We start from the raw sequence: 24696 nt of genomic DNA, 5'->3' as shown, positions 1-24696 counted from the left end.
TCAAATAAAATACAGTATTATCTTTTGTGGTGTAATATCGATGACGGTAAAATTTACATTGTACTGGCGAATAATCTTAGCAGTTAACTCTTCCGGAGAGTCAATATTGGCCAACAATTCAAAATAAGCTGATGAATTGGTGTATTTGGTCAAGTTATAATCTTCAATTTCGCGCATGTCTTTGAAGATATCCTGCAATTGTTTCAGCCGTTCAACGTTGTGTACATTTTGTACCACCAAATTAAAAGTAGTGGCAGAATTAATAGCGGAGTTAATGTTGTCAATCAGTTGTTTGGCCGCATTTTCACACGCACCGGAAATGGCCTTCTGCGCGGCAATGTTTTCTAGCGGATCCAACCCGCTGACTTGGTCCGCCGCTTCAGCCACAATTTGATAATTTTTGGTAGAAGCCACTTTTAAGTTCGCTCGTGCGCGGTAGGTCTTAAACGGAGAGCTAATACCGGGCAATGCTTGTAAGGGGGCGGCATCCACATCGGCAATCACAATAAAGCGTGCGCCGTCTTGACGGGCTTTATCGATTAATGCGGTGGAATCTTCCAAATTGTTTTGGCTTAAATTATCCCCGTTTACCAAAGAGTAAGGCTGAGATTTTAAGGCGCGGTAAATAGCTTGTTTGCAGTCTTGTTTCAAAGATACTTCTTCGTTAATTACTTCGCGCGAAGTAACCAAAATAGCTGTTTTCTTGGCAAAAGTATCCGGATCTGCTTGTTTGATGACATCATTAATATCTTTAATGAGTACCATCACGCGCACACGGGTATACCATTGGTCTCCTTTGCGATAGGCTTTTTGCACGTAACCGCGGCGAATAAATCCGGCAGATTTAGAGGATATTTTATCTTCAATCAACTGCGCCTGTTCTACAGTGGTAGTAGAAGAAAGGAATACGCCGGCCACTTTTTCCACGGCAGCGCGTTGGGCGGCCAATTCGCCTTCTTTTTTCATGGACGCGATGTTATTTTCATCGTAAGGGACCAAAGACTCGGCTACTACATATTCGCCTTCTCCTTTGGGGCCGATGTGTAGCACGCGGCAAGCATTACAACAGAAAAGTGCAATGAGTAAAAGAGGTAATAATCTTTTCATCATTTATGCTCCGGTAAAGAGGTGCCTGCTTGTTGTAATTGGTCGCGGCTGATGCGCATAATGACGCTACATCCTCCGTCATCCAAATACTCGGTAGAAACTAGCTCCATATTATGTAAAACTCCTTGAGCCGAAGAATGAATGCTAGATCCGTCAGACACGGCGTCTACAATTTGCACATTGCTTTCTAAAGACGCTCCGTAGATAACTTCCGTGGCACGTTGATAGGCGTGTGCAATAGCTGCCTCGCGCGACAAAATACGGCGCTGAGAGTCCGACGTGTGTTTGGGGTTAGCCGCCCCGAAACCGCGCACCCACAGGTATTGGCTGTCTACAAGGGTATCATTAAATTTAGGAGCAATAGCGCCATCTTTGACGGCTGTTTTCAAATGGCTGGCACAGGCCCCGAGGAACAACAGAGCAATAAGTAAATAACTTAGTTTTTTCATCTGAGTAACTCCGCTAGAATTTTAACATACGTACTGGGAGCTGCCGCATCTTCTGTATTTAATACGCCACAGCGAATGAGCATAATCTCCAACATATGCGTAAGAATATCATAAAAATTATCCCGCACAGAGGGTTCGCACAAATCTGTGTGAGGGCCTAAAATGACCGCCCCTTTCAATTTTTTATTATCACACAAGTTGGCAATTTTGAATGCGGAAGAAATGATATTGTCGGTAGTGTAGGAAGAGCGTACGGCTAATTCCGGCCCACCGGGAATGCCCAATTCTTTGGCGCGTTGTTGCAAGGCAAACACCAGCCAATTCATCATGTTAGAACTATTCTGTGGGTAGAAAAATCCAATGCGTCCCCACTCTCCTTTTCCCGTAACGGAAATGGAATGGATATCATTGACGGATTTTTGAGAAATCAAGCTGGTTTGATCTTCTCCCTTGGTGGCTAATAATTGGTCAAAGATTGAAAGCGCCGATTGCGCAGAGGGCTCTTGGTCAGGGAAAATTAATTTTTCCAGTACTCGTACGCGCCGGATACTACGGGAAACAGCTCCCAAAGATATATTGGGGTGTCCGAAAAAGCGGTTGGCATCATCGTTGGAAATGTTAATTCCGTTATTGACCAGCATTTTCTGAATGATGCGTGAGCGGGCCGGACCGGAGGCTTGTTTCAACTCGGAAATCCAACCGGAATCCAACTTGAAATCCAATAATTCTTCCAGTTTTGCCAAATTTTCCGGCGGATATTTGGAAGTGATGACGATTTGTTTGTTTTGGGCACGGAAGTCGTGCAGCAATTTAGACAAGTGCGCCCGATTTTGTTCATTGACGGAAATCAAGTGGATATCATCAATGAGCAAGGCTTTCATTTTAGAGGTGAAATCCTCAAATTCTTGCAAATTGCCTTCACTAATGTAACGTTGTATACCGCGGGATAAACGCACCCCGTTAGTGATAAATACGTTTTCCTGACCTAGTTTTTTAGACAACGCATACCCGATTGCATGCAGGAAATGGGTCTTGCCTGTGCCGCTAGCACCATGTAAAACCAGTGGGTTGTACATTTTACCCGGATTATCAATGACGGAAATAGCCGTTGCATGGGCAAAACGGTTAATGGAAATCGTCATGTTTTCCAAGGTATATGTGGGAACTAAAGGCACTTCCAAAGACCAATTGCTTTGATTGAGTTCTGTCAAAGGAATCTGAATGGAATGGTCAATCGTATGGGTCTTTTCCAAAAATGTAGCGGCCGGAGCCGAACGACGTTTGGCCGGACGCATATGAGATGTTGGTGCCGGAGCTATCGGTGCCTTGGGCGCAGGAGCTGCCGGTGCTTTAGGCGCAGGAGCTGCCGGTGCGGCGGGAGCTTCGGGCTTTGGAGGCGTCGGCGGTTTGGGAGCTTCCGGAGCTTTGTGTTTTAAGTGTATAAAAGTTTTCTTTTCCCCTGGATTTTCTGTATTCATTTTTTCCTCCATAGCAGGTGCCGGCACAACAGCAGCAGGTTTGGGATCCGACTGCGGTTCTTGCGGCTCAATAGTTTGAGGTGTTTCCGGTTGTTCTGCGGTAGGTTCCGGCTGTTTGGGCGCAGAAGCGGCCGCTAATAACTGTTCAAAAGGGTCCAATACTTCTTCGGTATCTTCGGTGGGCGCATCCGGTGTGGGTACTGAAGGAGCGGGGCTCGGCGGCACGGTAGCGTGCTTGACAAACTCCAAATCTTTTTGTGTAATGCGCTCGGTAATTCCCGTAATATCGGCTAAGTCAATAAAAGCGGTTTGATCTTTGATTTTTTGGTCAAAGATATTAAAAGCGTCTTCCTGCGTATCTGCAGGAGCCTTTTCTTGGGAAGAGGCTTTTTTGGCGGCGGCCTGTTTATCCAGTTGCTCAAGGTCTACGAACATATCGTATTTTGTTTCTGCCAACAAAATATCGTCTAGCGGCTGTTGGGCATCCGGAGCAGAAGCCTCCGCTTCTTTTACAGGTTCGGGTTCAGGCTTTGGTAAATCCGACGGAACTTGTGCATTTTCTGCGACAAACTGGTCTGATAATTCTTCCGCTTGCACAGATTGTACTTGTACGTCCATCTTTTCCGGAGAAGGAAGATCTTCTTCCTGCGCTGGCAGAGCTTCGGCTTCGGCCTCGGTTTCAGCTTCGGCTTCCGGTTCTGTTACGGACTCTGCCTCTTGCGGTAAGGGGATATCCATTGTATTTGTTTGTTTTGCCTCGAAGAAACTTTCAGAGGGATCCAAGGTGATAAACGTCGGGAAATTTTTATCCTCCTGCGTTGCCTCCGCGTTAAATAGCGGATTACCTAAAGATCCTCCCGGCACAAACTCATTTACTTTTTTGGCTTGTTCTATCCCTTCCCGCACAGCGACGCGGAGCTTTTCTAAAGTGTCCTCATCTAAATCTGCCGGCAAATCAAATCGGTATACAAACGGAGCTAAAGCCGGTTGTGGCGCTTGGACATAGCCTTCTAATTTTTTGGCAATAAGCCGCGCGTCCTGCTCTGTTCCATCTATTAACAAAGTGTATTGAATAGAGGAACTGGAAGGATCTAAATTAGAAACGATATCCCACTCTGTAATCATTTTCCCTCGATAATCTTTACGCCGGCGCTGGCTCCGATACGGGTGGCTCCGGCCGCTACCATAGCATCAAAATCTTCCCGAGTACGTACTCCGCCGGAGGCTTTTACTTGCACTTGGGGTCTAACGGATTTTTTCATTAAAGCCACATCGGCAGCCGTGGCTCCACCGCCGGTAAAACCGGTAGAAGTTTTGACAAAATCGGCGCCGGCTTGGTCAGAGAGTTGGCAAACTTTTACTTTTTCTTCGTCTGTTAATACGGACGTTTCAATAATCACTTTTAACGTAAAATTTTCTCCGGCTTGGCGGATGGCTTTTATATCGGAAAGCACATAGTCCCAATTGGCGCTTTTAATTGCCCCTAAATTGACCACCATATCCAATTCATCAGCCCCGTCAGCCAAGGCCTTTTTGGCTTCAAATACTTTGACTTCCGTCGGGGTAGCTCCCAAAGGAAAACCAATGACCGTGCATACTTTTACGTCGCTTCCGGCTAGTTGTGCTTTGCAAAACGGCACCCAGTACGGATTGACACATACGCTAAAAAAGCCATATTGACGCGCCTCTTGGCAGAGTTTTTCCATATCTGCTTGGGAGGCTTGCGGTTTCAAAAGGGTGTGATCAATGTATTTGGCCAAGTTCATAAATAACTCCTAGTTAAAGTTAATGATACGGGCAAATTTTTCCGCGATTAAAGATTGACCGCCTACTAAAGCTCCGTCCACATCCGGTTTAGCCATAATTTCGTCTACGTTGGTATCTTTGACACTGCCGCCGTACAAGATGCGGGTGGCTTGCGCAAAATCTTCGCCGTAGGCTTTGGCTAACGTGGCGCGAATAGCGGCATGTACTTCTTGTGCCTGCTCCGGCGTAGCGGTTTTGCCGGTGCCGATGGCCCATACGGGTTCATAAGCAATGATTAAACCTTTTAATTGTTCGGCGGTAAAACCTTTTAAGCCGTTTACAATTTGTCCGTTGATAACGTCCAAGGTTTTGCCGGCTTCGCGTTCTTCTAAAGTTTCGCCCACGCAGAAAATAATGGTGAGCCCATGGCGCAAAGCGGCGGCTACTTTTTTATTCAAAATTTCGTCGGTGTCTCCGAACACGCTACGGCGTTCGCTATGGCCTAAAATGGTGTGGGTGGCGCCGGCATCTTTGGCTTGCACGGGGGAAACCGCGCTGGTAAAAGCGCCTTTATCTTCCCAATGTACGTCTTGGGCGGATACTTGTAATTGGGAGCCTTTGGCCAGTTCGGCCACTTTGGCTAGCGACGTAAAAGAGGGGGCAACAATGATTTCGGCATTGTTTTTGTTACCTGCTTTTTTTAAGGCTTCGATTAATGCGGCAGATTCCGCTAAAGTGTTGTGCATTTTCCAGTTTCCGGCAATAATAGGTGTTCTTTTCATATAAATCCTCGTAAAATAAAATAGTTTCCGTTTCCTACAACGGCCTATAATAGATGGTATCATAAAAAGACGAGTTTTGAAAGAGGAAATTATATTTGTAGATAAGATATGCTTGAATAGAAAAGGATATTTATTGGGATATATAATAGAAAGAGGACTTATTTGTATCTAAAAAAATAGCCCTCAATTTGAATTGAGGGCTATTTTTACGTTGAGAATATTATTTCACACCGTGCATCCAGTATTTGATCTTCTTGGTCATGATCCACATAATCACACCAAATACCATAGAACCAATGGCCGGTACGGAGAATAAGGTGGTCAAGCTCCAAGATTCATAGTGGCTGGCCAGCCATCCGGCTAGCAGGTTGCCAAAGAACGAAGAGGCTAACCAAATACCCATGAATAAAGACATAAATTTCAACGGGGACAATTTGGTCACCATAGACAACCCAACTGGGGACAAGCACAGCTCACCCATGGTGCACAGCATATACATAAAGATCAGCCATAAAGCACTGACCGGGCCGCTGGATTGATACACAGCCGCTCCTACCGCGATCACGGCAAAAGCCAAACCTTGCAAGAACAAACCCCAACCGAACTTGGTCGGAATAGAGGGGTCTTTATCGCCCAGTTTAATCCACATTTTGGCAAATAACGGGGCAAACAACACCACACAAATCGGGTTGACTGCCTGAAAGTAAGAGGCTTTCAAAGTGACTTGTCCAATGAACGGCAAGACCGGAGTTAAATTGGTAGCTCCGTCTGCAAAGAAGTTCAAAGAGGTGCCTGCTTGTTCAAAGAACGCAAAGAAGAACACCGCAAAGAAGGTGAAGGTACAAATTGCTTTGATTTTGTCCCATTCTTCTTGGGTCAAAGGACGATTGGCCGCTTCTGCTTTGGCTTTTTCTTCCGGATCATCCTCTGCAGCTTTCTTGCTAACAGGGAGCAAACCGATGTGTCCTAAGTATTTGTTTTGAGAGACCAAGTACCACACCAAACCAATTACCATACCGGTACCGGCTGCCATAAAACCGTATTTCCATTTGGCGGCGGCTAAGACAGCGTCCATTCCTTTGGTCGGCTCGCCCAAGTATCCGCACACAAACGGAGCAAAGAAAGCCCCGATGTTAATACCCATATAAAAAATGGTGAAGCCACCATCGCGGCGCACATCATTAGGTTCATAGAGTTCGCCTACGATAGAGGAAATATTCGGTTTGAAAAAACCATTACCGATAATGATTAACGTCAAACCCGTTCCGAGTGCGAGCACCGGGTTGATGAGTTCGTACGAGGCCAAAGTGAATTGTCCTACGGCCATTAAAATGGCCCCAATGGTAATGGAATGGCGTTTTCCAATATAGCGGTCTGCTATATATCCGCCTAAAACCGGGGTCAAATAGACTAAAGCCGTAAACATACCGTAAATTTGGCTGGATCTTTCTTTGGTAAAACCAATGACGGTACTGACCATAAAGAGCGCCAGCAACGCACGCATACCGTAGTAGTTAAAACGTTCCCACATTTCCACCATAAAGAGCATATACAAGCCCTTAGGTTGGCCATGTTTGGTCACGTTATGTTTTACTTCTTCATCTGTCATCTTATGTTCATCCTCACTTAATCAAAAAAAGTGTACCCCATATTTTACCAAATAATGAAGCGGTTGCGGGAGAAAAGTTTTAGAAAGTAGCGGAAAAAGCGTTTTGCAACAGGAGAATAGTTTTGTACAAACTATAGCAGAAATAAAAGGACGCCGCTAAAATGCCGACGGTCCATATCCATTTGGCGGTGGAGGAAATTTTGCGTGACATCCAAACGAAAACTAACGATAAAGGGCCTGCCAGTAAAGTCAGTAGCAAAATGCCCCCATGACTATACCAAAATCCCATGCAGGGTTGTAAGGTATGTCCGCAATAGCGGCAGTAACAATCCGTTTCATCAATTGCTTGGCGGCAGCTGGGGCAAAGCGGTCTCATATTTCCTCTCCGCGTGTACGCAAAAAACGTTTGATACGGCTGCGGGCATTTGCCGTTTTGGCGTGCTCCAACCAATCTCGTTTGGGCTGGGCGTTTTTCTTAGTAATAATTTCGCATACATCGCCGGTTTTGAACACATAGTTCATGCTGACCATGCGATTATTAACTTTGGCCCCCATATAATGGTCACCGATATCTGTGTGAATTGCATAAGCAAAATCAATCGGGGTGGAACCATCCGGCAAGGGTTTTACGTCAGCTTGCGGAGTGAACACAAAGACCTGTTGCAAGTTAATATCGGTCTGAAAACCCTCTAAAAATTCACGCGGGGCGGTTAAGTCGCGCTGCCATTCAATCCATTGGCGGATCCAGTTAATTTTTTCGTCAAAGTTTTTGTCTTTTTTACCGCCTAATTTATAGCGCCAATGGGCCGCGATGCCGTACTCACAAGTGCGGTGCATTTCCTCGGTGCGGATTTGGATTTCCACAATATCTCCGGTAGGCACCAGTACCGTGGTGTGAATGCTTTGGTACATATTGGCTTTAGGGGTGGCAATATAATCGGTAAAAGTACCGGCCAGCGGCTTAAAACGAGAGTGTACAATACCCAGTGCTTTATAACAATCTGACACATTCTGTGTAATGATACGCACGCCCAGAGAATCCTGAATTTCGGCAAAGGTCAGATGTTGTTTCTGCATTTTACGGTAGATAGAATAATAGTTTTTAGCGCGAGAAAGTAGGCGGTATTTCAACCCTTCTTCTTGCAGAGCCGGCTCCAATAAACGCTTAAATTCATTGAGTGCGGCGGCGCGGTCTGCGGTACGTTTTTCCACTTGGGCCACTAAATCTTTAAATTCTTCCGGATGCAAATACTTAAAAGCCAAATCTTCCAGCTCTGTTTTAATGGTGAACATTCCCAACCGCTGGGCCAAGGGCGCATAAAGCGTGATAGTTTCATAAGATTTAAATTTTTGCTTTTCGGGCGGCATCACATCCATGGTGCGCATGTTGTGCGTGCGGTCGGCCAGTTTGACTAAAATAACGCGCACATCTTCGGCCACGGCGATAAGCATTTTGCGCCAGTTTTCCACCGTTTCTTCATCCGTAGAAGAAAATTTCAAATCACTGATTTTCGTAACCCCTTGTACGATATGCGCTACGTCTTTATTAAATTCACGTTTAAGTTCCTCGGAGGTAACGCCCGTATCTTCTACCGTATCGTGCAACAAACCGGCACAAATAGTTTCTTCATCCATTTTGAAGTCCAGCAAGATTTGTGCCACAGCGGTACAGTGATTAAAATAGGGTTCGCCGGTTTCCCGCTTTTGGTCCTTGTGCTTTTCTTGGGCAAACAGGTACGCCTTCTCCAACATCGTAGTATCGGCGTTGGGGTTATATTCTTTAAATTGGCGTATCAGTTCATCCAGGGAAAGAGGCATAGTTATTGTTTGGCGATGTCAGCCAGAATTTCCTTAGCGGCGCGTTCAGCCACTCCTTTTTTGCCTAAAGAAGAACGTAGGCGTAACAGGGCGTCGCGTTGTGCCGCCAGTTTGGTCGGGTTTTGAAACATGGCCATGGTTTCTGCGGCTAATGCTTTTGGATTTGCTTCGTGTTGTATTAATTCCTTCACGAGCGGTTTTTGAGCCAGTAAATTGACCAGAGAGATATACGGCACTTTAATAATAGCTTTAGCAATTTGATAGGTGGGCCAGAATAGTTTATAAGCTACTACCATGGGTACCCCCAATAAAGCATTTTCTAAAGTAGCCGTGCCGGAACAAGCCAAGATAAAATCCATTTGGCTGCGGATTTGATAATTCTTATCTTTGACGATTTTGAAATTGGGATGCGGTGCTTCACCTAGCAAAGCCAATAAGTCCGCCTCATTGGCATCCGGCAGGGCAAATAAATAGGCCTGCGTATAAGGGAACTCCTTGAGTACTTGCTTAAAGGTTTGATAGAACACCGGCAACAAGCGGGTGATTTCTCCGCGGCGGCTTCCCGGCAAAATGCCCAGTTTCCAAGCCTTGGTTTTGGGGTTTTCTTGCACGGAAGCAGCCGGTTGCTGCGGGTCGGGCATGATATCCAGTAGCGGATTTCCTAAGAACACGGCATTGCCACCGAATTTCTGATGGAAGGCCGGCTCAAAAGGATAGATAACAAACATTTTTTTGGTTAAAGCGGCCAATTTTTTAGCCCGGTATTGGCGGCTGGCCCACACTTGCGGCGTAACGTAATAATAGGCCGGAATGTGTCTGCGGGAAGCCATTTCCAACACTTGGTGATTAAACCCGTAAAAGTCTACCACAATTACAGCCGACGGATTTTGCGTTTCCATGTATTGACGGATGAGCTTAAGCAAACTAATCCATAACGGCATTTTTTTCAGCGGTTCTACAAAACCACTGGCCCCTTGAGAAGCCAAGTCAAACAAAAACGCATCGGCCTGTTCTTGCATACGCGGCCCGCCGATGGCAGTAATATGTACAGACGGATCTGCCTTTTTGAGTTCTTTCATCAAAGAAGCGGCGTGTAAGTCGCCGGAAATGTCACCGGCTACCAGTAAAATACGTTTAGTCAAGGGGGTAATGGTAGGCATATTATTTATCCTGTTTAAACTGGCTGAAAGTCTCATCAAACATAATTTGCGCGGCCTTGGCTACGTCGTGCACCATCTGCACCGGTTTGGGAGTACGCACGTGCCCGGTTTTAGGGATATCAAAGCGGTGGATGCTGTCGGTGATTTTCAAAGCCAACTCCAAGGCTTTGCTGCCTTTTTCTCCGCTGGGAGCGGGCGTTCTGTGTGTTTTGATGCAGTCGATAAAATGCAGGATTTCCGCGGTGATGGGCAGCTGTTTTTTTACCGGCGGATACTCTACGGTCAAATCTTGCATAGAGGTAATAACCGGTTTTTCTTTCTTGTACAGCTTAACTCGTGCATTCATAAAGTCCACGGAAATATAAGCATCTTGTTGGAATAAATGCATAAAACGTGCACGTTCAAAGCTGGCACGGCTGGCTGTTAAATCGGCCAAAGCGCCGTTGGCAAAACGGATGCGCACGTTGGCAATATCTTCATGCTTAGAAAATACGCTTAGCCCCGTGGCATCTACGCTGACCACTTCACTTTTCACCAGAGTTAAAAGTAAGTCGATATCATGAATCATTAAGTCTAAAATGACGCCGATATTAGACATGCGGGCATCGTAGGGCCCTAAGCGGTTCATGGTAATAAATTGCGGATTTTCTATATACTTAACGGCTTCTACTACCGCCGGGTTAAAACGTTCCACGTGACCGACCTGCAAAATGCGGTCATGCAATTTGGCTGTTTGAATTAAATCGCGTGCTTCTTCTAAGGTAACGGCAATCGGTTTCTCTACTAAGGTATGTACTCCGTGTTGCAAACAATACATGCCGATTTGATGATGTAAGTGTGTGGGGGCCGCCACGATAATGGCATCCACTTGGCCTACCAATTCTTCCATTTTGGAATAAGGGGTAGCATTATATTCCCACGCCAATTTTTGGGCGCGCATTAAATCCGGATCGCACACGCCGACTAAAGTTACGCCGGGCATCTTAGCCAATGTGCGAGTATGAAACGTGCCGATTTTGCCGGCACCAATGACACCAAAACGAAGAGAAGACTTATCGCTCATAGAGATTACCTCACTTTATATTATTATATCATAGGAAGGGTGGGTTCTTGTGTAGTTTTTTAGGTATAATATGCATATGGAACAAACATTGATTTTAATAAAACCCGATGCCATTGAAAAACGATTAACTGGCATTATTCTGAGCCGTTTAGAAGCCTTAGGTCTAGATATTGTGGCCGCCAAAGCCGTATGTGCCACCGAAGAATTATTACGAACACATTATGCCAATTTGGCAGGTTCTCCTTTTTTGGATGGAGTCGTTCGTTTTATGATGGGCGACTATAACCATTTGCCGGATCATCGCTTATATGCTTTTGTGTTACGCGGAGAAAACGCTATTACTAAAGTGAGAGCAGCTTTAGGAGCTACCAACCCGGAAAAAGCAGATCCGTGGACCTTGCGCGGTCAGTTCGGTTGTATTAAAAATGATGTCATGCAAAACGCAGTGCATGCTTCCGGCTCTGCAGAGGATGCTGCGCGCGAGATTGCTTTATGGTTTAAGCCGGAAGAAATTTTACCATGAAAAAATATTGGTTTTGTATAGGTTTGTGTTTGAGCGTGGGTTTGTTGATGGCCCAAACACAACCGCAAGAAGTCAGTTTAACCACTCAAGACAGCTGGAAAGTGGCGGGTTGGTATGTGCCGTCAAAAGCAGAGTCTAAAACGGTCGTTTTGTTGCATGATATCGGCAAAAATCATCAGGATTTTCAAACATTTGCGGGAAAATTAACCGCACGCGGAATAGGATATTTGGCGCTGGATTTGCGCGGTCACGGTAGCAGTGTGAACAAGGGGGCATATCGTTCTTTTGCAAAAGAAGGCGTAGATAATGAATACAACAAAATGATACGAGATGTAAATGCTGCCATTGAATTTTTGCAAGATAAGGGCGTTCCGGAAGAAGATATCATGCTCATTGGTGTGGGAATGGGTGCCAATGTAGCGGCCAAAGCGGCCAGTTTGTGGCCGTCGTTAGGGGGGCTGGCATTACTAACACCGGTCACCAATTTCCGAGATGTATTGCCGATTCCTTCGCTACGTGTGTATAAAGGGCCGGTATTTATTGCGGCCGCCGCTGATGATAAAAAAACATTTTTAGAAGCCAGCGTCATGCGCAATGTGGCTTTCTTAAGCAGTGGGGAAGGAAATGTTACCTTCGCTACGGCGTATGATAAAAAAGGGCATGAACTCTTAGATGCGTGGGTGTCTGCAGAATTATTGCAATGGATACGCACTGCGCAAAAACCGCCGCTCAGTCCGGATGTTATAGAGGAAACGGAGGAAAAAGAAGCCTCCTATGAGCCAATACCAGCCTCAGACACGGAAGAAGCCTTATTTCCGTCTATCTTGCAATGAGTGAGGAAATGATATGAATCCAGCCCGTGTGGTTTTCCCCGGATTTTGGTTTGGTCAAAGTGATATTAAGGCCGCCACGGAAGCGGCCAAACGCGGAGTGGGTGGCTTTTGTGTGTATGGCGGTAATGCACGCGAAACGAAACAATTTATTGATACCGTACGAGAAGCCTCTCCTTATGACCATTTGTTGATTTGCGCTGATCTTGAAGAAGATTTGTCTGAAGTGGTGTCGGATTCGCCCGCTTTACCCTCTAACGAGGAATTAGGCAAAGCGGCCGATGCGGAAGCCACTTATCGCAAAGGTTTAGTAACGGCGCGTTTGGCGCGGAGTTTAGGAATAGATTGGTTGTTGTGTCCGGTGGTGGATATCGGATATCAAAGCCCTGCTTTTGGCGAGAACCCGATGACCGTGGCGCGTTTGTGCGGCGATTATACGGCCGGTGCGGCAAACGGAGGGGTACTTAACTGTATTAAATACTTTCCGGGGGTCAACGGAATCTTAAAAACATTGGTACAAATGGAAGAAGCGGAATTTGTGCCCTATAAACATATGTTCCGCAGAGCAGATGCCGTGATGCCTTCCGACATGGTGTTTAGTAATATAGACCCTGCCAACCGCGCCATGATGTCAGATAAAATCATTAAAGAGCTACTTAAAAAACGCCTCAATTACAAAGGATGCGTGATTAGTGCGCCGCTTTTTCAAAGCCATATTAAAAATGAAGCCGCGGCCGCGTTGAAAATGATTCAAGGCGGGGTAGAACTAATCATGGCTCCGTGCAATCCGGAAAGCGTACTGGATGTGGTAGAAAAGGAATTTCACAAAGGCACGATTGTAGATGCAGTTATTCACGCGGTCTCTAATGTGGAATTATTTACCAGCAAAGTCGTCACCGGAACTGCCCCGGTTTTCTCTTGGGAAGACGCCTGCCAGCAAGCGCTTTCTTTCAAAAAATAAATTTGCTATACTGAAACCGTAGTTACAATTTGAATCTGTTTTTGGAACCGTATGCAGAGTACGGTGTACTTTGGCTAAGCCAAAGTCAATCTCAGTCCAAGAACAGTCGTTTTAGGCACTACATATCCGAGCTGATCCCTTGGATATGTAGTGCCGAGTGTTTGCTATCATCTTCGGATGATAGCAAACCACGGCTGTTGTGTTTGGGTTACCTGAGATTGACTCAAATATAGCAGCCGTTTTTTTGCGTTCATTTTCTAAAAACAGAAACAAAAGGAGAATCGTATGCAAAAAAATAAACAAGCATTCACGCTGGTGGAATTACTAGTAGTCGTACTGATTATCGGAGTGCTTTCAGCTATTGCTATCCCTATGTATCAAGGGGCGGTGGATAAAAGCCATTGGAGCACCATGTTGCCGGGTGCCAAAGCCATTAAAGATGCCGAAGAAGCCATTAAAATGACTAACGGGTCTTATACGGATGAAATGGCTAATTTAGATGTTACTATGAATAATACGGATTTAACCTTTGCTTTAGTAACCCCTAATAATACGGCCGACCCCAATGTCATCCGCGTTACCAATAGTAAGCTCGATAATGTACGGCTTGCTAGTTATTTAGATGAGAGTCCGACGTTTGCCGGACAGTTACATTGTGAAGCGGCCACCGGAGATGAGCGCGCCAACAGACTTTGCGGTGGTTTGCTACAAGGGCAAGAATTAAATGCAGAAGGCGGCTATACGCGTTATTTGCTTGACCAGTCTGTTGATAAAGCCACGTGTGATGAAGTTGATGGTTTCTTTGGGCAGAAAACTGCTAAATGTTATAAAACAAATGCAGATAGATGCGTAGGGTTAGGTATGTCCTATAATGAAACTACGCAGTTTTGTGGGTATAAAGTAAAAGGGGAGAAAAATTTAGAAGTCGGTGAGGGGGGAGTATGTGAGGGAATTTATCAATACTCAAGCGGAGGTTGTCAAAATTCCACTTTTACGAATGCTACTTGTGTAGCCGCAAGCGATGGTTGTAATGGGTCTGATTTTTCAAACAGTTCTGTATGTGTTTCATCTTCGGTGTATGCACAGTCAGGCTGTCGAAATGCTGTGTTTGATGATTCGCTTTGTATCAGCCGTAGTTTTTATGGTGGTTGTGATGGAGGCACTTTTTCTAATGATTCTGTTTGTTATGAAACTCCGAATGTAAATGGTAGTTATGGCTGTAAACATGCTACATATAATGATAGTTCTTGTTGTTGTGGCAATTGTGGCGATAAACCTGCTTGTTCCCCAGAGCGTTGCGCAATGGTGAAGCAACAAGTGGATATGATAAACGGACAATATGTCCATTGATATTGGCAGACGCTATTAAAACCGCTTTTTATGAATTACCCCGCCGGTCTATGGCGTAATAACTGCCCTCGTGTTGTTTGGCTAAACACTTGAGTTCTGTGCCGATATTGCTCACTTGGGCAAAAGAGGTGAGCGGTTTGAGTGAGTTGTGTACAATGCCAATTCCGATAGAAAGGAAAGAGAACTTTTCCGTGTCGCCTTTGCGATTGACTGATAGCATATATCCTTGTTGGCGGTCTGTTTCATTGTAAAAACTGGGGGCCAAATGCGTCATATCGGCTACAATTTGCTGGGCAATTTTTTCGGCATAGTCCAATGCACACACGATGATAAAATCATCTCCTCCGATATGCCCCACAAACGAATGCGGATCAGCCGTGGCGGCCGTAGTTAAGATGCGTGCTGTGGAAAGGAGCACTCTGTCTCCGGCGGCAAAACCATATTTGTCATTGTAAGCCTTAAAATTGTTTAAGTCACAATATAAAACAGCAAATTTTCGACCCGAAGAAATCTCACTTTCAATCCGCGCTTGAATGGAGGGGTTCCCCGGCAAACGGGTCAGCGGATTGCAGTCCATTTTTTGTTTATTGCGCTTGAGCAACAATTTAACGCGGGCCACTACTTCGTCGGCATCTGTAGGTTTGGTTAAATAATCGTCAATATCCAGTTCCAAACCTTCCAATTTGGTTTGTTTTGCTGTTACAGCGGTAAAGATAATAATAGGGGTATGTAAATAGCCCGTGTGACTGCGTACTTCTTTCACTACTTCAAAGCCTGTTTTATAGGGCATTTCATAATCTAAAATTAATAAATCCGGGTTTTCTTTGTAGGTTTTTTCAATGGCCTGTTGGCCATCTTCAGCCGTGATAACCGTAAAGCCAGCTTCTTCCAAAATTTCCGATACCAAGGCTCGTATAGAAGGGCTGTCATCGGCTAAGAGAATTTTTGCTTTATGTTCCATGTTTCTATTAAATAAAATCCGTGCGCTGTTTGCAAGAGGGTTTATAGACAAAAGACAACATAGCATCGGGGACATGATCACGCCGGAAAGAAAAGAAGTGTTGCGGTTCGCAGCAGGTGCAATGCGAAGAAAAAGCAATATCTGCCGCCTCTAAACCTTCGCCAATAAGCTGTTGTTTAATGGCTTGGTTTAGGTCCACGAATAACCTATCGTTTTTGTGTAATACAGCCTGCGGAAATTGGCGGGCTACATCTTCTTGTACTTCAAAACAACAGGCTTGTATGTGCGGCCCTATCCATGCCGACAAACGGCCTTTGGCACCTTGTTGGCGCAAGTGGCGAACGGTTTTGGCTGGGAGTTGCGCGGCCACCCCACGCCAGCCGCAGTGAGATAATCCTATGACGTCAGCCGTTTCATCCCACAAGAAAAGGGGCACGCAATCAGCGGTGATGATAGCCGCTCCCCATTCGGCGGCGGAAAGAATCCATCCGTCTGCTTCAGTGGGCGTTGCGGCTATAACCGCTTGCGCCTCTTTCGCCTCACGGATGACAAGTAAACGGTCTGAATGGGTTTGTTTGAAACGTAGGATGCGTTGGGAAGATAGACCGGTATGCTGCCATAAATTTTGCACAGAGTCGGGCAGACGCATATTTCCCCACGCGCGGTCCGTGGTGCCGTGCACAATGCCGAGTGCGGTTAAACGGGGATCGGTATAAAGCGTTAATTGAGTTTTTTCAGCCATACACGAGAGAGTTCGCGTCCTAAAATATATTTGGCTAGACGTTTGAAACGGGCCGGGTCGTCACTGGCGTAAATTTTTAAGCTACCCCGTCCGGTGGTGTTGAGTTGATTGGTTTTAGTGAGATGTTTTTGCACTTCTTGGGCTAATACTTGCGCCGAATCTACTAACTGAATTTTTTTACCTAAAAAGCGTGCAATCTTTTGCTTAATCACCGGATAGTGGGTGCATCCCAAAATAACGGTATCGCAACCGCTCTTGGCAACTGATTTTAGATAATCGGCGATAATATATTCTCCGGCTATTTTGTGAATCCATCCTTCTTCAATTAACGAGGCAAACAAAGGACAGGCCTGCTGAGAAGTGTGCAATTTTGGGGAAATCCGCTTTAAGGCTTTGGGATAGGCCTTGCTTTGCACGGTGGCTTCCGTGGCGATGACGGCTATTTTCCCGTTGCGGGTTTTGTGGGCGGCGGCTTGGGCCCCCGGTTCAATCACACCGATAATGGGCACCGAAATTTGTTTTTGCAGTTCCGGTAAGGCTAAAGCAGAGGCTGTATTACAGGCAATAATAATCAGTTTAACTTGTTGCTTTTCTAGAAAACGGGCAATGTCTAAAGAGTAGCGGGTAACGGCCTTTTTGGATTTAGAGCCGTAAGGCATATTGACGGTGTCTCCAAAGTAAATGAGTCTCTCTTTGGGGAGCACTTGGCAAATGGCCTTCAAAATAGTGAGACCGCCTAAACCGGAATCAAAAATGCCAATGGGATGCGTGTTCATACTTACATTATAGTAATTTAGTTTCTTGCTGGGTAGGCAGAAAATGCTGTTACAACTTCTCTTGTTTGTGCTAGAATATGAATATGCTACGCAAATTTTTATTTATTCTTTGTCTTTTTTTAGGCGTGACTTGTGCCTGGGCCGCTTCGGGAGGGCAGACTGCTGCTCCGTTGATGGTGGGCGGGAATTTCTCAGATCGCATTAGCACCGGCACAGTATCAAAGCCTGTTTTATTTGACGCGGCGGCCAGAGATGCGGAAATTGCTGCGCTGAATCAGCGTCTAAAAGAAAAAGATTTTCAGGGAACCATTAACCGGATTAATGATTTGACTGCCAAGAACTTACTGGATAAACGTTTTTATTTATTGCTAGCCATTGCTTATGACGGATTGGAAAAATACGAGGATGTAGTCTATGCCGCCGGTAATGCCATTGCCGTAGCTCCGCAGGATTCGCGGTCCTATATTTTGCGTGCGCGTGCTTACTTGGCTCTTAAAAATTATGAACGTTGCCGATTGGATGTGGATAAAGCATTACGTCTAAATCCGAAATCCCAAATGGCTCAAAAAGTTAAACAAGATTTGGATGCACAAGTAAATGCCAAAAATAATACGCCGACTGCCAACCCGCAGGGAAATAGCTTATCTCCTTCTTGGTTGTTGCTTTATTTTATGGCAGTGCTGGCTGCGATTGCTGTTTTCATCTATTTGCGTTATGAAGATGTGTTCCGTCGCGGGCCCAAGACCGCATTTAGCCGCAAGGAAGTAGAGGTCAAAGAACAATACGATTTCTTGCGCCAAATTGGGGAAGGCGGTATGGGGAAGGTATATGAGGCCTACGATAAGGTGCTAAAACGTAAAGTGGCCATTAAGCGGGTGCGGCCGGAGCTGGTGCGTAGCGCCTACGTCCGCGAGCAATTTTTGGCTGAAGCCCGTATGGTGGCCTTACTGCGTCACCCGTGCATTGTAGAAATTTATACGGTAATTGAGTCGGAAAGCAGTTTATATCTCGTGTTTGAATATGTGGACGGACAAACCTTGGAAACGCGGCTAGATATTGACGGACGGGTGCCGTTCTCGGAAGCGAAAAAGATTTTTGAGTATGTATGCCGCGGTTTACATTACGCACATTCGCAAGATATCATCCATTGTGACTTAAAGCCGGGCAATATTATGATTAAAGAAGACGGAACGGCCAAAGTGATGGATTTTGGAGTAGCCAAAAAATCCATGGAAGGCGAAACCGGCGCACGCACGGTGGCCGGCACTCCGGCCTATATGGCCCCCGAACAGCAGAAAGGTTTTATGCGTAAACAATCTGATGTTTATTCCTTGGCACTGTGTTTGTATGAAGCACTGGTGGGGCAAGTACCTTGGAGCGTGAAAGGATTTGATATTGCCACCAAGCGGATTTATCCTGCCTCTAAATTGGCGCCTGCCATTCCGCAAGAAGTGGACAGTTTACTGGCGGATGCCTTGAAAGAAGATCCAAAAGAACGTATTCAAAGTATCGAAGAGTTTTGGAACCGGTTAAAAGTCATTGAGCCGCTTCCGGAAGAAGATTTAGAAAAAACACATTATTAAAAAACCCCGCTCATTGGAGCGGGGTTTTTGATATCTTTTTCCTTATTTATACTCTGCTAAGACTTTATCTTTTATTTCTGTTGCATACACGTGATAGTCTATATCTTGGAAGATAGAGTCCTTGCATTCCAGGTCATATACATACGCTTCATTAATGCGGTTATGCTTGACTTGCTCGTAGAGTTCGTTGAAACGTTGCACATGGTCTTTGGTGCGTTTGGTGGAATATTCTTTGGCTGTTCCGGTCGTCATCAAAAATGCCCAGTCGGAAGATTGCATCAGCACCAGTTCGCGCGCCATTTGGTTTAACGTGCGTTTGAGCAGGCCGTCTGCGTTGGGGAAGCGGTTAGCCAAGTCAATCATCCGCTCGGCCGATTTGATTAAATGACGATAAATCCAGTCATTGCCGGCATTGAGCCATACATCGTGATATCCTTTATCTCCCCAAGAGGACATAGAAGGTTGCACGGTTTGATTGACCGGATACATTTCCAAATACTCCATAGGAGTAATCAGTTTAATGTCTTTTTGATCGTAGTAGATTTTCTTAAATAAGAACTCTAAGAAATCAATCCCTTCATACCACCAGTGACCGTACAATTCCGCATCATACATAGACACCACGAGCGGCTTGCGGTCCATGAGTGTAGCCAAATACTCAATTTGTTTTTGGCGGTTAAACATGAAGTTGCCCGCGTGCTCAGCCGCTACGCTGCGTGCTTCGGCCGGGTTGTAGGGGGCTTTTTGATTGAGGGGTACTTTGCCGGTAATCTTACAATACTTCATACCGATATTGCGGCGGACCCCGTCCGAGTGCAGATAGGGTTTAATATAATCATAGTCCAAATCATAGCCTAAATCGCGGTAAAATTCGCGGTAGCGGGCATCGCCGGGATAACCGGAATCGGCACTCCATACTTGTTGGGCAGATTCCATATCGCGCGCAAAAGCGGCTACGCCGGTTTTAGGGCAGTACACGGGTGCGTAAATACCGTATTTCGGGCGCGGAGTTCCGTGCAAAATACCGTGCGATTCCATGAAGAAGAAGCGAATCCCTTCATCGCGCAGAAATTTATCATCACCCGGATTATAGGCACATTCCCCAAGCCAAATCCCGCGCGGACTTCTTCCAAAGCGCAAGCGATAATCATTAGCGGCGATTTTCACTTGAGCATTGACGCTTTCTTTGTGTACCATCAGCGGCAAATATCCGTGGGTAGCTCCGCAGGTAATAATTTCCAATTTGCCCATGTTTTGAAATTTTTTGAACCCTTCCAACACATGGCGGTGATAGACATTTTCAAACAAATCTTTGAGACGGCGGAATTTGTCATAATACATTTGGGCCACGCCGGCAAATTCGGTACCGCGGGTGCGTTCCAATTCTTTGCCGGATAGTTCCACACGCTGATTTAAATAGTGCGAAAAACGGTCAATGAGTAGCGGGTCGCTCATCATGTTGCACAAAGGCGGCGTAACAGACATCGTGAGCCGGAAATCGACCCCTTCCGCAGTCAGATTTTCAAATACATTTAGTAGCGGCAGGTAGGTTTCCACCATGGCTTCATAGAACCAATCTTCCTCTAAGAAATCCGGATATTCCGGATGTTTGATAAACGGCAAATGAGCATGTAAAACAAGTGCTAAATATCCTTTTTCTTGTCCCATAGTTATTTCCCCTGTTCGCGCAAGGCTTTAATGTGTACTTGGCGGATTTTGTCACCTTTTTTATTGGTGGCTTTGATAGGCAAATCCAGTACCGCGCCGGAAGGCAAGGCTTGGCGCAAGGAAAATTTGCCGTCTTTTAATTGAATTTCTTTTCCGTTAATTGTGACAAAGGCATTGGGGGAAGCAGAACCGTATACAATAATTTCACAGTCCGCTTTGAGCCAAATATCTTCGTCTTCTGCCACGGCCGGTGCGGTATGCAAAGCAAAGGAAGTCCACGAGGATCGCGTAGAGCTGGGAGCTTGAGCGGCTCCGGCCAGTTCAGTTAAGCGCCAGCGTTGATCCAGTACGTGGATGCGTTCGCTGGCTCCCAGTCCGATATGAGCCGCGCCGGAGAGTTCTAATAATTTAATGAAATCTCCTTCTACGCTCATCCATTGGTCATCAATGATATCGGATACTTTGCCCGGCGGTAACGTAATTACATTGCTGCGGGTAAGTAGGATAAATTGCCCTTGCGGGGTTACAAAACCTAAATCTGCAATATAGCTGCGGCCGGCTTGCGGGGCGTGAATGTACCAGCTTTTGGCATCAAATACTACCGGCATATCGTAGTAGGTGTTGGCATTATTACCGTCAAAGTAATCCACACCGGTAATATCATACAAGCGGATGACGGTGCGGGATTGATTCAAGGTGTCTTGGCCATATTGTTGGCGGACATAGTCAAATGTTTCGTTGGTAATTTCCCAAAATAAAAACATCCAAGCCGGATCTTTAGGAAGCAAATAGCTTTCGGTCGTGCCGTATCCGGTAGGGAGTTCAGCCGACTGAGGCTGCGGCACGGAAGGCCGCGCCGGTTGAAACGTTGTAGAAGATAAATACTTTTCCATGTAACTAAAACCTCTTTTGTTAAATTCTCATTCACACAATGTTGTATATTCCTATATATTTTAGCATTTTTGTTGAAAGAGTTTGAGCGTTAAGTAATGAAAATCTTTAAGTAGATAAAGAATTGTTGCAAAAGCGATAAATTAATGTAGAATAAAAAAAGAAGGATATTCGGAGGCAATAGCATGAAAGCGCTTTGCAAAACTAAGCCTGCCAAAGGGGCAGCATACATTGATGTAGATCTTCCTAAAATTGGTCGGGACGAGTTGTTAGTTAAAATCTATAAAACTTCTATTTGCGGTAGTGATTTGCCTGTTTATAATTATACGGGATGGGCCCCGCAACGCATTCCTATTCCTTTTATTTTCGGACATGAATTGTGTGGCACTGTGGTAGATATGGGGCCGGATGCACACGGATTTCAAAAAGGGGATTTTATTTCCATTGAATCGCATGTGTGGTGCGGCCAATGTTACGAATGCCGCCACAATCACCGGGATGTATGTGCGCACAATCAAACAATTGGGCTGGACCGGCAAGGCGGTTTTGCAGAGTATGTGGCCATTCCGGCGCGATGCGGGTGGAAACACAAAGACGATTCCTTAAAAGATATCGGTTCTATTATGGAGCCTTTGGGCAATGCCGTATACGCCACGCTTAAAAATGACATTGTGGGGCAGACAGTGCTCATTAACGGTATGGGTGCGCAAGGGTTGTTTGCGGCCAATGTAGCCAAGGCGGCCGGAGCGGCCAAAGTGATTGCCACCGAAACCTCTGCCTTCCGCAAAAAACTGGCCGAGCAAATGGGAGCGGATGTCATTATTGACCCCAGTGAAGCGGGTGCTTTGGAAAAAATTATCAAGGCTTCCGGAGATGAAAAAGGAGTCGATGTGGTGATTGAAATGTCGGGTCATCCTGCGGGGATTGATTTGGCCCTGCACGCCATTAAGCCGGCGGGACACTTTGTGGCGTTTGGGCTTCCGGGCGGGCCGATTACGATTGATTACGCGAATTTGATTGTGTTTAAAGGCGTGCAAGTACAGGGCCTAACCGGACGGCAAGTGTATGAAAGTTGGTACACCATGGATGCGCTACTACGAAGTGGGAAAATTAATCCGCGTCCGGTGATTACGCACGAATTTGAAATGAAAGATTTTGAAAAAGCCTTTGCGGCCATGATGGATCCGGAGCGCAAATGCGGTAAAGTTATAATGGTTCCTTAAGGAGAAATTATGAACAAAAAATTTGCTTTTCTAGATGAAGAACTTACACAACTCACAACGGAAAACCGTTTGATTAAACTGCATATTTTGGAAAGTGAACAAGCACCGGTGGCCGTGATTGACGGGAAAAAAGTGGTCAATTTAACGTCTAACAATTATTTGAATATGACCACGCATCCCAAAGTAAAAAAAGCCGCGATAGAAGCTATTGAAAAATATGGTATTGGCACCGCGGCCGTACGCACCATTATCGGCACGATGAGTATGCATGAGGAATTAGAAAAACGCCTGGCCAAGTTCAAAGGGGCCGAAGCTGCCATTTTGACCCAATCGGGTTTTACGGCCAATACAGCCACTTGCCAATGTTTGATGACCAGCCCGCAAGACGTGCTGATTTCCGATGAATTAAATCACGCTTCTATCATTGACGGGGGGCGTTTAGCCAAAGCACAAAAGAAGGTGTATCGTCATAGCGACATGGCACATCTGAAAGAGATTTTGGAAAGTGAAGAAGTGAAACGTGCCCGCCGTAAATTACTAGTGACTGACGGCGTATTTAGCATGGACGGAGATATTTGTAAGTTGCCCGATATTGTGGAACTGTGCGATAAACACGGTGTACTAACGATGATTGATGATGCACACGCTTCGGGCGTACTTGGGGAACATGGTCACGGTACAGTAGAACATTTTCATATGCAGGGCAAAGTAGATATTCAAATCGGCACTTTATCTAAGGCATTTGCGGCGGTGGGCGGCTATGTGTGCGGTCCGCAGAAACTGCGCGACTATATGGTATCTACCGCGCGGCCGGTTCTGTTTTCCAGTTCACAACCGCCTTCTGTCATTGCCACGTGTTTAGCAGGGCTGGATGTAATTGAAAATGAGCCGGAACGCTTGAAAGCTTTGTGGGATAATACACACTTTTTTAAATCTGCCTTGCAGAAAGCCGGCTTTGATACCGGCCACAGTGAAACTCCCGTTACGCCGGTGATGGTGGGCGATAGTGCCAAAGCCCAAGAGCTCAGTCGCCGCTTATTTGAAGAAGGTGTGTTTGCACTGGCCATTGTATTTCCAACCGTACCGCGCGGCAAAGAGCGTTTGCGTACGATTGTAACAGCCGGTCATACGCGGGCCGATTTGGAATTTGCCGCCGAGAAGTTTGCCAAGGTGGGCAAAGAAATGGGGATTATTCAATAAATCTAATCTTACGGAAAAGGCTGACCGGAATTCTCGGTTGGCCTTTTTTAATGTTTTTGTCTGTTTGCTTATGTGAGTTTGCAAGGGTATAATAACACTTGACAGTTTCCTCATTTTAAAATAACATTTTCTTATAGCGTTTTTTCTTTATTCTTTTTGGAGGATTCTCTATGAAAAAAATAACTATGATGGCGGGCTTATTTTTATTGAGCGCTGCGGCTTATGCGGCAGACAATAAGATTACTATGGTTACTTATTTTCCGACTCCGTACATGGTGTATCAAGATGTGACGGTAACGGGGCCGTGCGATATGGGATTAATCCGGGAGTGTAAATTAGAGGTTATCAAAGATTTGCAAGTTAATTCTATGTCGGTAGACGAGGATGTTACATTGACTTTAGCAGGGCACGATGCCCAGGCCAATGCATTAAAGAGCGGGCAAGGTTCAGCTAGCCGCGGCAGTTTAGTGTTTGAAAAGAACCTTATGGTAAATACACTGCCCGCACAAGTGCAAGCGCTGGAAACGGAAGAAGGGACGATTGCAGGGTTAAAATTGGGGAGCAAAGCGTTTCCGACGTGTACTGCAACCGATAATAAAATCAGCTGGAAAAATTTAACGATTAACGGACAAGCAGGGGTGTATTTAGTGTGCGGAGAGGGAACCGGCGGCAACAGTTGTTCAGACAATCCAAATCAAGAAAAATGCTGTAATACGGCGGCTCCGGTTTGTCAATATTGGAATAAATCTTCTTCAAAGTGCTACACAAAGTCCTGT

At 45.6% G+C, this 24696-nt stretch carries 23 protein-coding genes; 8 read left to right on the top strand and 15 right to left on the bottom strand.

Annotated elements, in window-relative coordinates:
* From IKN49_07175 to IKN49_07130, 10 genes are all read right to left on the bottom strand, one after another.
* Positions 1–1110 (bottom strand): hypothetical protein, encoded by a 1110-nt coding sequence (locus IKN49_07175; protein MBR3632819.1) that lies wholly within the window; start codon positions 1108–1110, stop codon positions 1–3.
* Positions 1107–1556, bottom strand: a complete 450-nt coding sequence (locus IKN49_07170) for a hypothetical protein (GenBank protein MBR3632818.1) — start codon at positions 1554–1556, stop codon at positions 1107–1109. Before IKN49_07170 ends, IKN49_07175 begins: the two co-directional genes overlap by 4 nt.
* Complete coding sequence (locus IKN49_07165) at positions 1553–4159, bottom strand: ATP-binding protein (protein ID MBR3632817.1); 2607 nt, start codon at positions 4157–4159, stop codon at positions 1553–1555. Before IKN49_07165 ends, IKN49_07170 begins: the two co-directional genes overlap by 4 nt.
* Complete coding sequence (gene deoC, locus IKN49_07160) at positions 4156–4800, bottom strand: deoxyribose-phosphate aldolase (GenBank protein ID MBR3632816.1); 645 nt, start codon at positions 4798–4800, stop codon at positions 4156–4158. The genes IKN49_07165 and deoC overlap by 4 nt, the downstream gene beginning before the upstream one ends.
* Positions 4801–4809: 9 nt before the next feature.
* A complete protein-coding gene (locus IKN49_07155) occupies positions 4810–5562 on the bottom strand; it encodes a triose-phosphate isomerase (protein ID MBR3632815.1) in 753 nt (250 codons plus the stop codon).
* Positions 5563–5782: 220 nt separating this feature from the next.
* A complete protein-coding gene (locus IKN49_07150) occupies positions 5783–7171 on the bottom strand; it encodes a peptide MFS transporter (GenBank protein MBR3632814.1) in 1389 nt (462 codons plus the stop codon).
* Positions 7172–7250: 79 nt separating this feature from the next.
* Positions 7251–7547: a hypothetical protein gene (locus IKN49_07145; protein ID MBR3632813.1), complete on the bottom strand. Its 297-nt coding sequence runs from the start codon at positions 7545–7547 to the stop codon at positions 7251–7253.
* Positions 7544–8989, bottom strand: a complete 1446-nt coding sequence (locus IKN49_07140) for a bifunctional (p)ppGpp synthetase/guanosine-3',5'-bis(diphosphate) 3'-pyrophosphohydrolase (GenBank protein MBR3632812.1) — start codon at positions 8987–8989, stop codon at positions 7544–7546. Before IKN49_07140 ends, IKN49_07145 begins: the two co-directional genes overlap by 4 nt.
* A gap of 2 nt (positions 8990–8991) precedes the next feature.
* Complete coding sequence (gene lpxB, locus IKN49_07135) at positions 8992–10149, bottom strand: lipid-A-disaccharide synthase (GenBank protein ID MBR3632811.1); 1158 nt, start codon at positions 10147–10149, stop codon at positions 8992–8994.
* 1 nt (position 10150) lies between these two features.
* Positions 10151–11212, bottom strand: a complete 1062-nt coding sequence (locus IKN49_07130) for a Gfo/Idh/MocA family oxidoreductase (GenBank protein MBR3632810.1) — start codon at positions 11210–11212, stop codon at positions 10151–10153.
* 76 nt (positions 11213–11288) lie between these two features.
* On the opposite strand from IKN49_07130, the gene IKN49_07125 reads away from it, so the two are divergent.
* The 4 genes from IKN49_07125 (at position 11289) to IKN49_07110 (ending at position 14876) form a co-directional block, all read left to right on the top strand.
* Positions 11289–11735, top strand: coding sequence for a nucleoside-diphosphate kinase (locus tag IKN49_07125; GenBank protein MBR3632809.1), 447 nt, complete (start codon positions 11289–11291; stop codon positions 11733–11735).
* Positions 11732–12568 carry an alpha/beta fold hydrolase gene (locus tag IKN49_07120; GenBank protein MBR3632808.1) on the top strand — a complete coding sequence of 279 codons (837 nt, stop codon included), beginning with the start codon at positions 11732–11734 and terminating at the stop codon, positions 12566–12568. Before IKN49_07125 ends, IKN49_07120 begins: the two co-directional genes overlap by 4 nt.
* Positions 12569–12581: 13 nt before the next feature.
* Positions 12582–13526, top strand: a complete 945-nt coding sequence (locus IKN49_07115; GenBank protein MBR3632807.1) for a glycoside hydrolase family 3 protein — start codon at positions 12582–12584, stop codon at positions 13524–13526.
* 285 nt (positions 13527–13811) lie between these two features.
* Complete coding sequence (locus IKN49_07110; GenBank protein MBR3632806.1) at positions 13812–14876, top strand: prepilin-type N-terminal cleavage/methylation domain-containing protein; 1065 nt, start codon at positions 13812–13814, stop codon at positions 14874–14876.
* Positions 14877–14904: 28 nt separating this feature from the next.
* On the opposite strand, the gene IKN49_07105 is transcribed toward IKN49_07110, so the two are convergent.
* Genes IKN49_07105 through IKN49_07095 form a run of 3 tightly spaced genes read right to left on the bottom strand, consistent with a single transcriptional unit; the run spans position 14905 to position 17355 of the window.
* On the bottom strand, positions 14905–15837 hold the full coding sequence (locus tag IKN49_07105; protein MBR3632805.1) for a response regulator: 933 nt from the start codon (positions 15835–15837) through the stop codon (positions 14905–14907).
* 7 nt (positions 15838–15844) lie between these two features.
* Positions 15845–16579: a polyphenol oxidase family protein gene (locus IKN49_07100; protein MBR3632804.1), complete on the bottom strand. Its 735-nt coding sequence runs from the start codon at positions 16577–16579 to the stop codon at positions 15845–15847.
* A complete protein-coding gene (locus IKN49_07095; GenBank protein MBR3632803.1) occupies positions 16558–17355 on the bottom strand; it encodes a glutamate racemase in 798 nt (265 codons plus the stop codon). The genes IKN49_07100 and IKN49_07095 overlap by 22 nt, the downstream gene beginning before the upstream one ends.
* Positions 17356–17438: 83 nt before the next feature.
* Here IKN49_07095 and IKN49_07090 point away from each other — a divergent pair, with 83 nt between their 5' ends.
* Entirely contained in the window at positions 17439–18938 is a 1500-nt protein-coding gene (locus IKN49_07090) for a protein kinase (protein MBR3632802.1), read from the top strand.
* A 42-nt stretch (positions 18939–18980) separates the two neighbouring features.
* Here IKN49_07090 and IKN49_07085 read toward each other — a convergent pair whose 3' ends face one another.
* Both IKN49_07085 and IKN49_07080 read right to left on the bottom strand, forming a co-directional pair.
* Entirely contained in the window at positions 18981–20606 is a 1626-nt protein-coding gene (locus IKN49_07085; GenBank protein MBR3632801.1) for a DUF1957 domain-containing protein, read from the bottom strand.
* 2 nt (positions 20607–20608) lie between these two features.
* On the bottom strand, positions 20609–21499 hold the full coding sequence (locus IKN49_07080; protein ID MBR3632800.1) for a DUF4912 domain-containing protein: 891 nt from the start codon (positions 21497–21499) through the stop codon (positions 20609–20611).
* 183 nt (positions 21500–21682) lie between these two features.
* Here IKN49_07080 and tdh point away from each other — a divergent pair, with 183 nt between their 5' ends.
* From tdh to IKN49_07065, 3 genes are all read left to right on the top strand, one after another.
* Positions 21683–22720: an L-threonine 3-dehydrogenase gene (tdh, locus tag IKN49_07075; GenBank protein MBR3632799.1), complete on the top strand. Its 1038-nt coding sequence runs from the start codon at positions 21683–21685 to the stop codon at positions 22718–22720.
* A 9-nt stretch (positions 22721–22729) separates the two neighbouring features.
* Positions 22730–23920 (top strand): glycine C-acetyltransferase, encoded by a 1191-nt coding sequence (locus IKN49_07070; GenBank protein MBR3632798.1) that lies wholly within the window; start codon positions 22730–22732, stop codon positions 23918–23920.
* Positions 23921–24090: 170 nt separating this feature from the next.
* Positions 24091–24696, top strand: a 606-nt coding sequence (locus IKN49_07065; GenBank protein ID MBR3632797.1) for a hypothetical protein, incomplete at its 3' end; no start/stop codon positions are given.

Source organism: Elusimicrobiaceae bacterium, from assembly GCA_017528825.1.
Taxonomy (GTDB): Bacteria; Elusimicrobiota; Elusimicrobia; order Elusimicrobiales; family Elusimicrobiaceae; genus Avelusimicrobium.
This window is presented reverse-complemented; position numbering and strand designations above follow the sequence as displayed.

Coding starts and splice junctions, on each gene's coding strand:
- IKN49_07175 (MBR3632819.1), bottom strand. CDS start 1,110: ATGATGAAAAGATTATTACCTCTTTTACTCATTGCACTTTTCTGTTGT.
- IKN49_07170 (MBR3632818.1), bottom strand. CDS start 1,556: ATGAAAAAACTAAGTTATTTACTTATTGCTCTGTTGTTCCTCGGGGCC.
- IKN49_07165 (MBR3632817.1), bottom strand. CDS start 4,159: ATGATTACAGAGTGGGATATCGTTTCTAATTTAGATCCTTCCAGTTCC.
- deoC (MBR3632816.1), bottom strand. CDS start 4,800: ATGAACTTGGCCAAATACATTGATCACACCCTTTTGAAACCGCAAGCC.
- IKN49_07155 (MBR3632815.1), bottom strand. CDS start 5,562: ATGAAAAGAACACCTATTATTGCCGGAAACTGGAAAATGCACAACACT.
- IKN49_07150 (MBR3632814.1), bottom strand. CDS start 7,171: ATGACAGATGAAGAAGTAAAACATAACGTGACCAAACATGGCCAACCT.
- IKN49_07145 (MBR3632813.1), bottom strand. CDS start 7,547: ATGAGACCGCTTTGCCCCAGCTGCCGCCAAGCAATTGATGAAACGGAT.
- IKN49_07140 (MBR3632812.1), bottom strand. CDS start 8,989: ATGCCTCTTTCCCTGGATGAACTGATACGCCAATTTAAAGAATATAAC.
- lpxB (MBR3632811.1), bottom strand. CDS start 10,149: ATGCCTACCATTACCCCCTTGACTAAACGTATTTTACTGGTAGCCGGT.
- IKN49_07130 (MBR3632810.1), bottom strand. CDS start 11,212: ATGAGCGATAAGTCTTCTCTTCGTTTTGGTGTCATTGGTGCCGGCAAA.
- IKN49_07125 (MBR3632809.1), top strand. CDS start 11,289: ATGGAACAAACATTGATTTTAATAAAACCCGATGCCATTGAAAAACGA.
- IKN49_07120 (MBR3632808.1), top strand. CDS start 11,732: ATGAAAAAATATTGGTTTTGTATAGGTTTGTGTTTGAGCGTGGGTTTG.
- IKN49_07115 (MBR3632807.1), top strand. CDS start 12,582: ATGAATCCAGCCCGTGTGGTTTTCCCCGGATTTTGGTTTGGTCAAAGT.
- IKN49_07110 (MBR3632806.1), top strand. CDS start 13,812: ATGCAAAAAAATAAACAAGCATTCACGCTGGTGGAATTACTAGTAGTC.
- IKN49_07105 (MBR3632805.1), bottom strand. CDS start 15,837: ATGGAACATAAAGCAAAAATTCTCTTAGCCGATGACAGCCCTTCTATA.
- IKN49_07100 (MBR3632804.1), bottom strand. CDS start 16,579: ATGGCTGAAAAAACTCAATTAACGCTTTATACCGATCCCCGTTTAACC.
- IKN49_07095 (MBR3632803.1), bottom strand. CDS start 17,355: ATGAACACGCATCCCATTGGCATTTTTGATTCCGGTTTAGGCGGTCTC.
- IKN49_07090 (MBR3632802.1), top strand. CDS start 17,439: ATGCTACGCAAATTTTTATTTATTCTTTGTCTTTTTTTAGGCGTGACT.
- IKN49_07085 (MBR3632801.1), bottom strand. CDS start 20,606: ATGGGACAAGAAAAAGGATATTTAGCACTTGTTTTACATGCTCATTTG.
- IKN49_07080 (MBR3632800.1), bottom strand. CDS start 21,499: ATGGAAAAGTATTTATCTTCTACAACGTTTCAACCGGCGCGGCCTTCC.
- tdh (MBR3632799.1), top strand. CDS start 21,683: ATGAAAGCGCTTTGCAAAACTAAGCCTGCCAAAGGGGCAGCATACATT.
- IKN49_07070 (MBR3632798.1), top strand. CDS start 22,730: ATGAACAAAAAATTTGCTTTTCTAGATGAAGAACTTACACAACTCACA.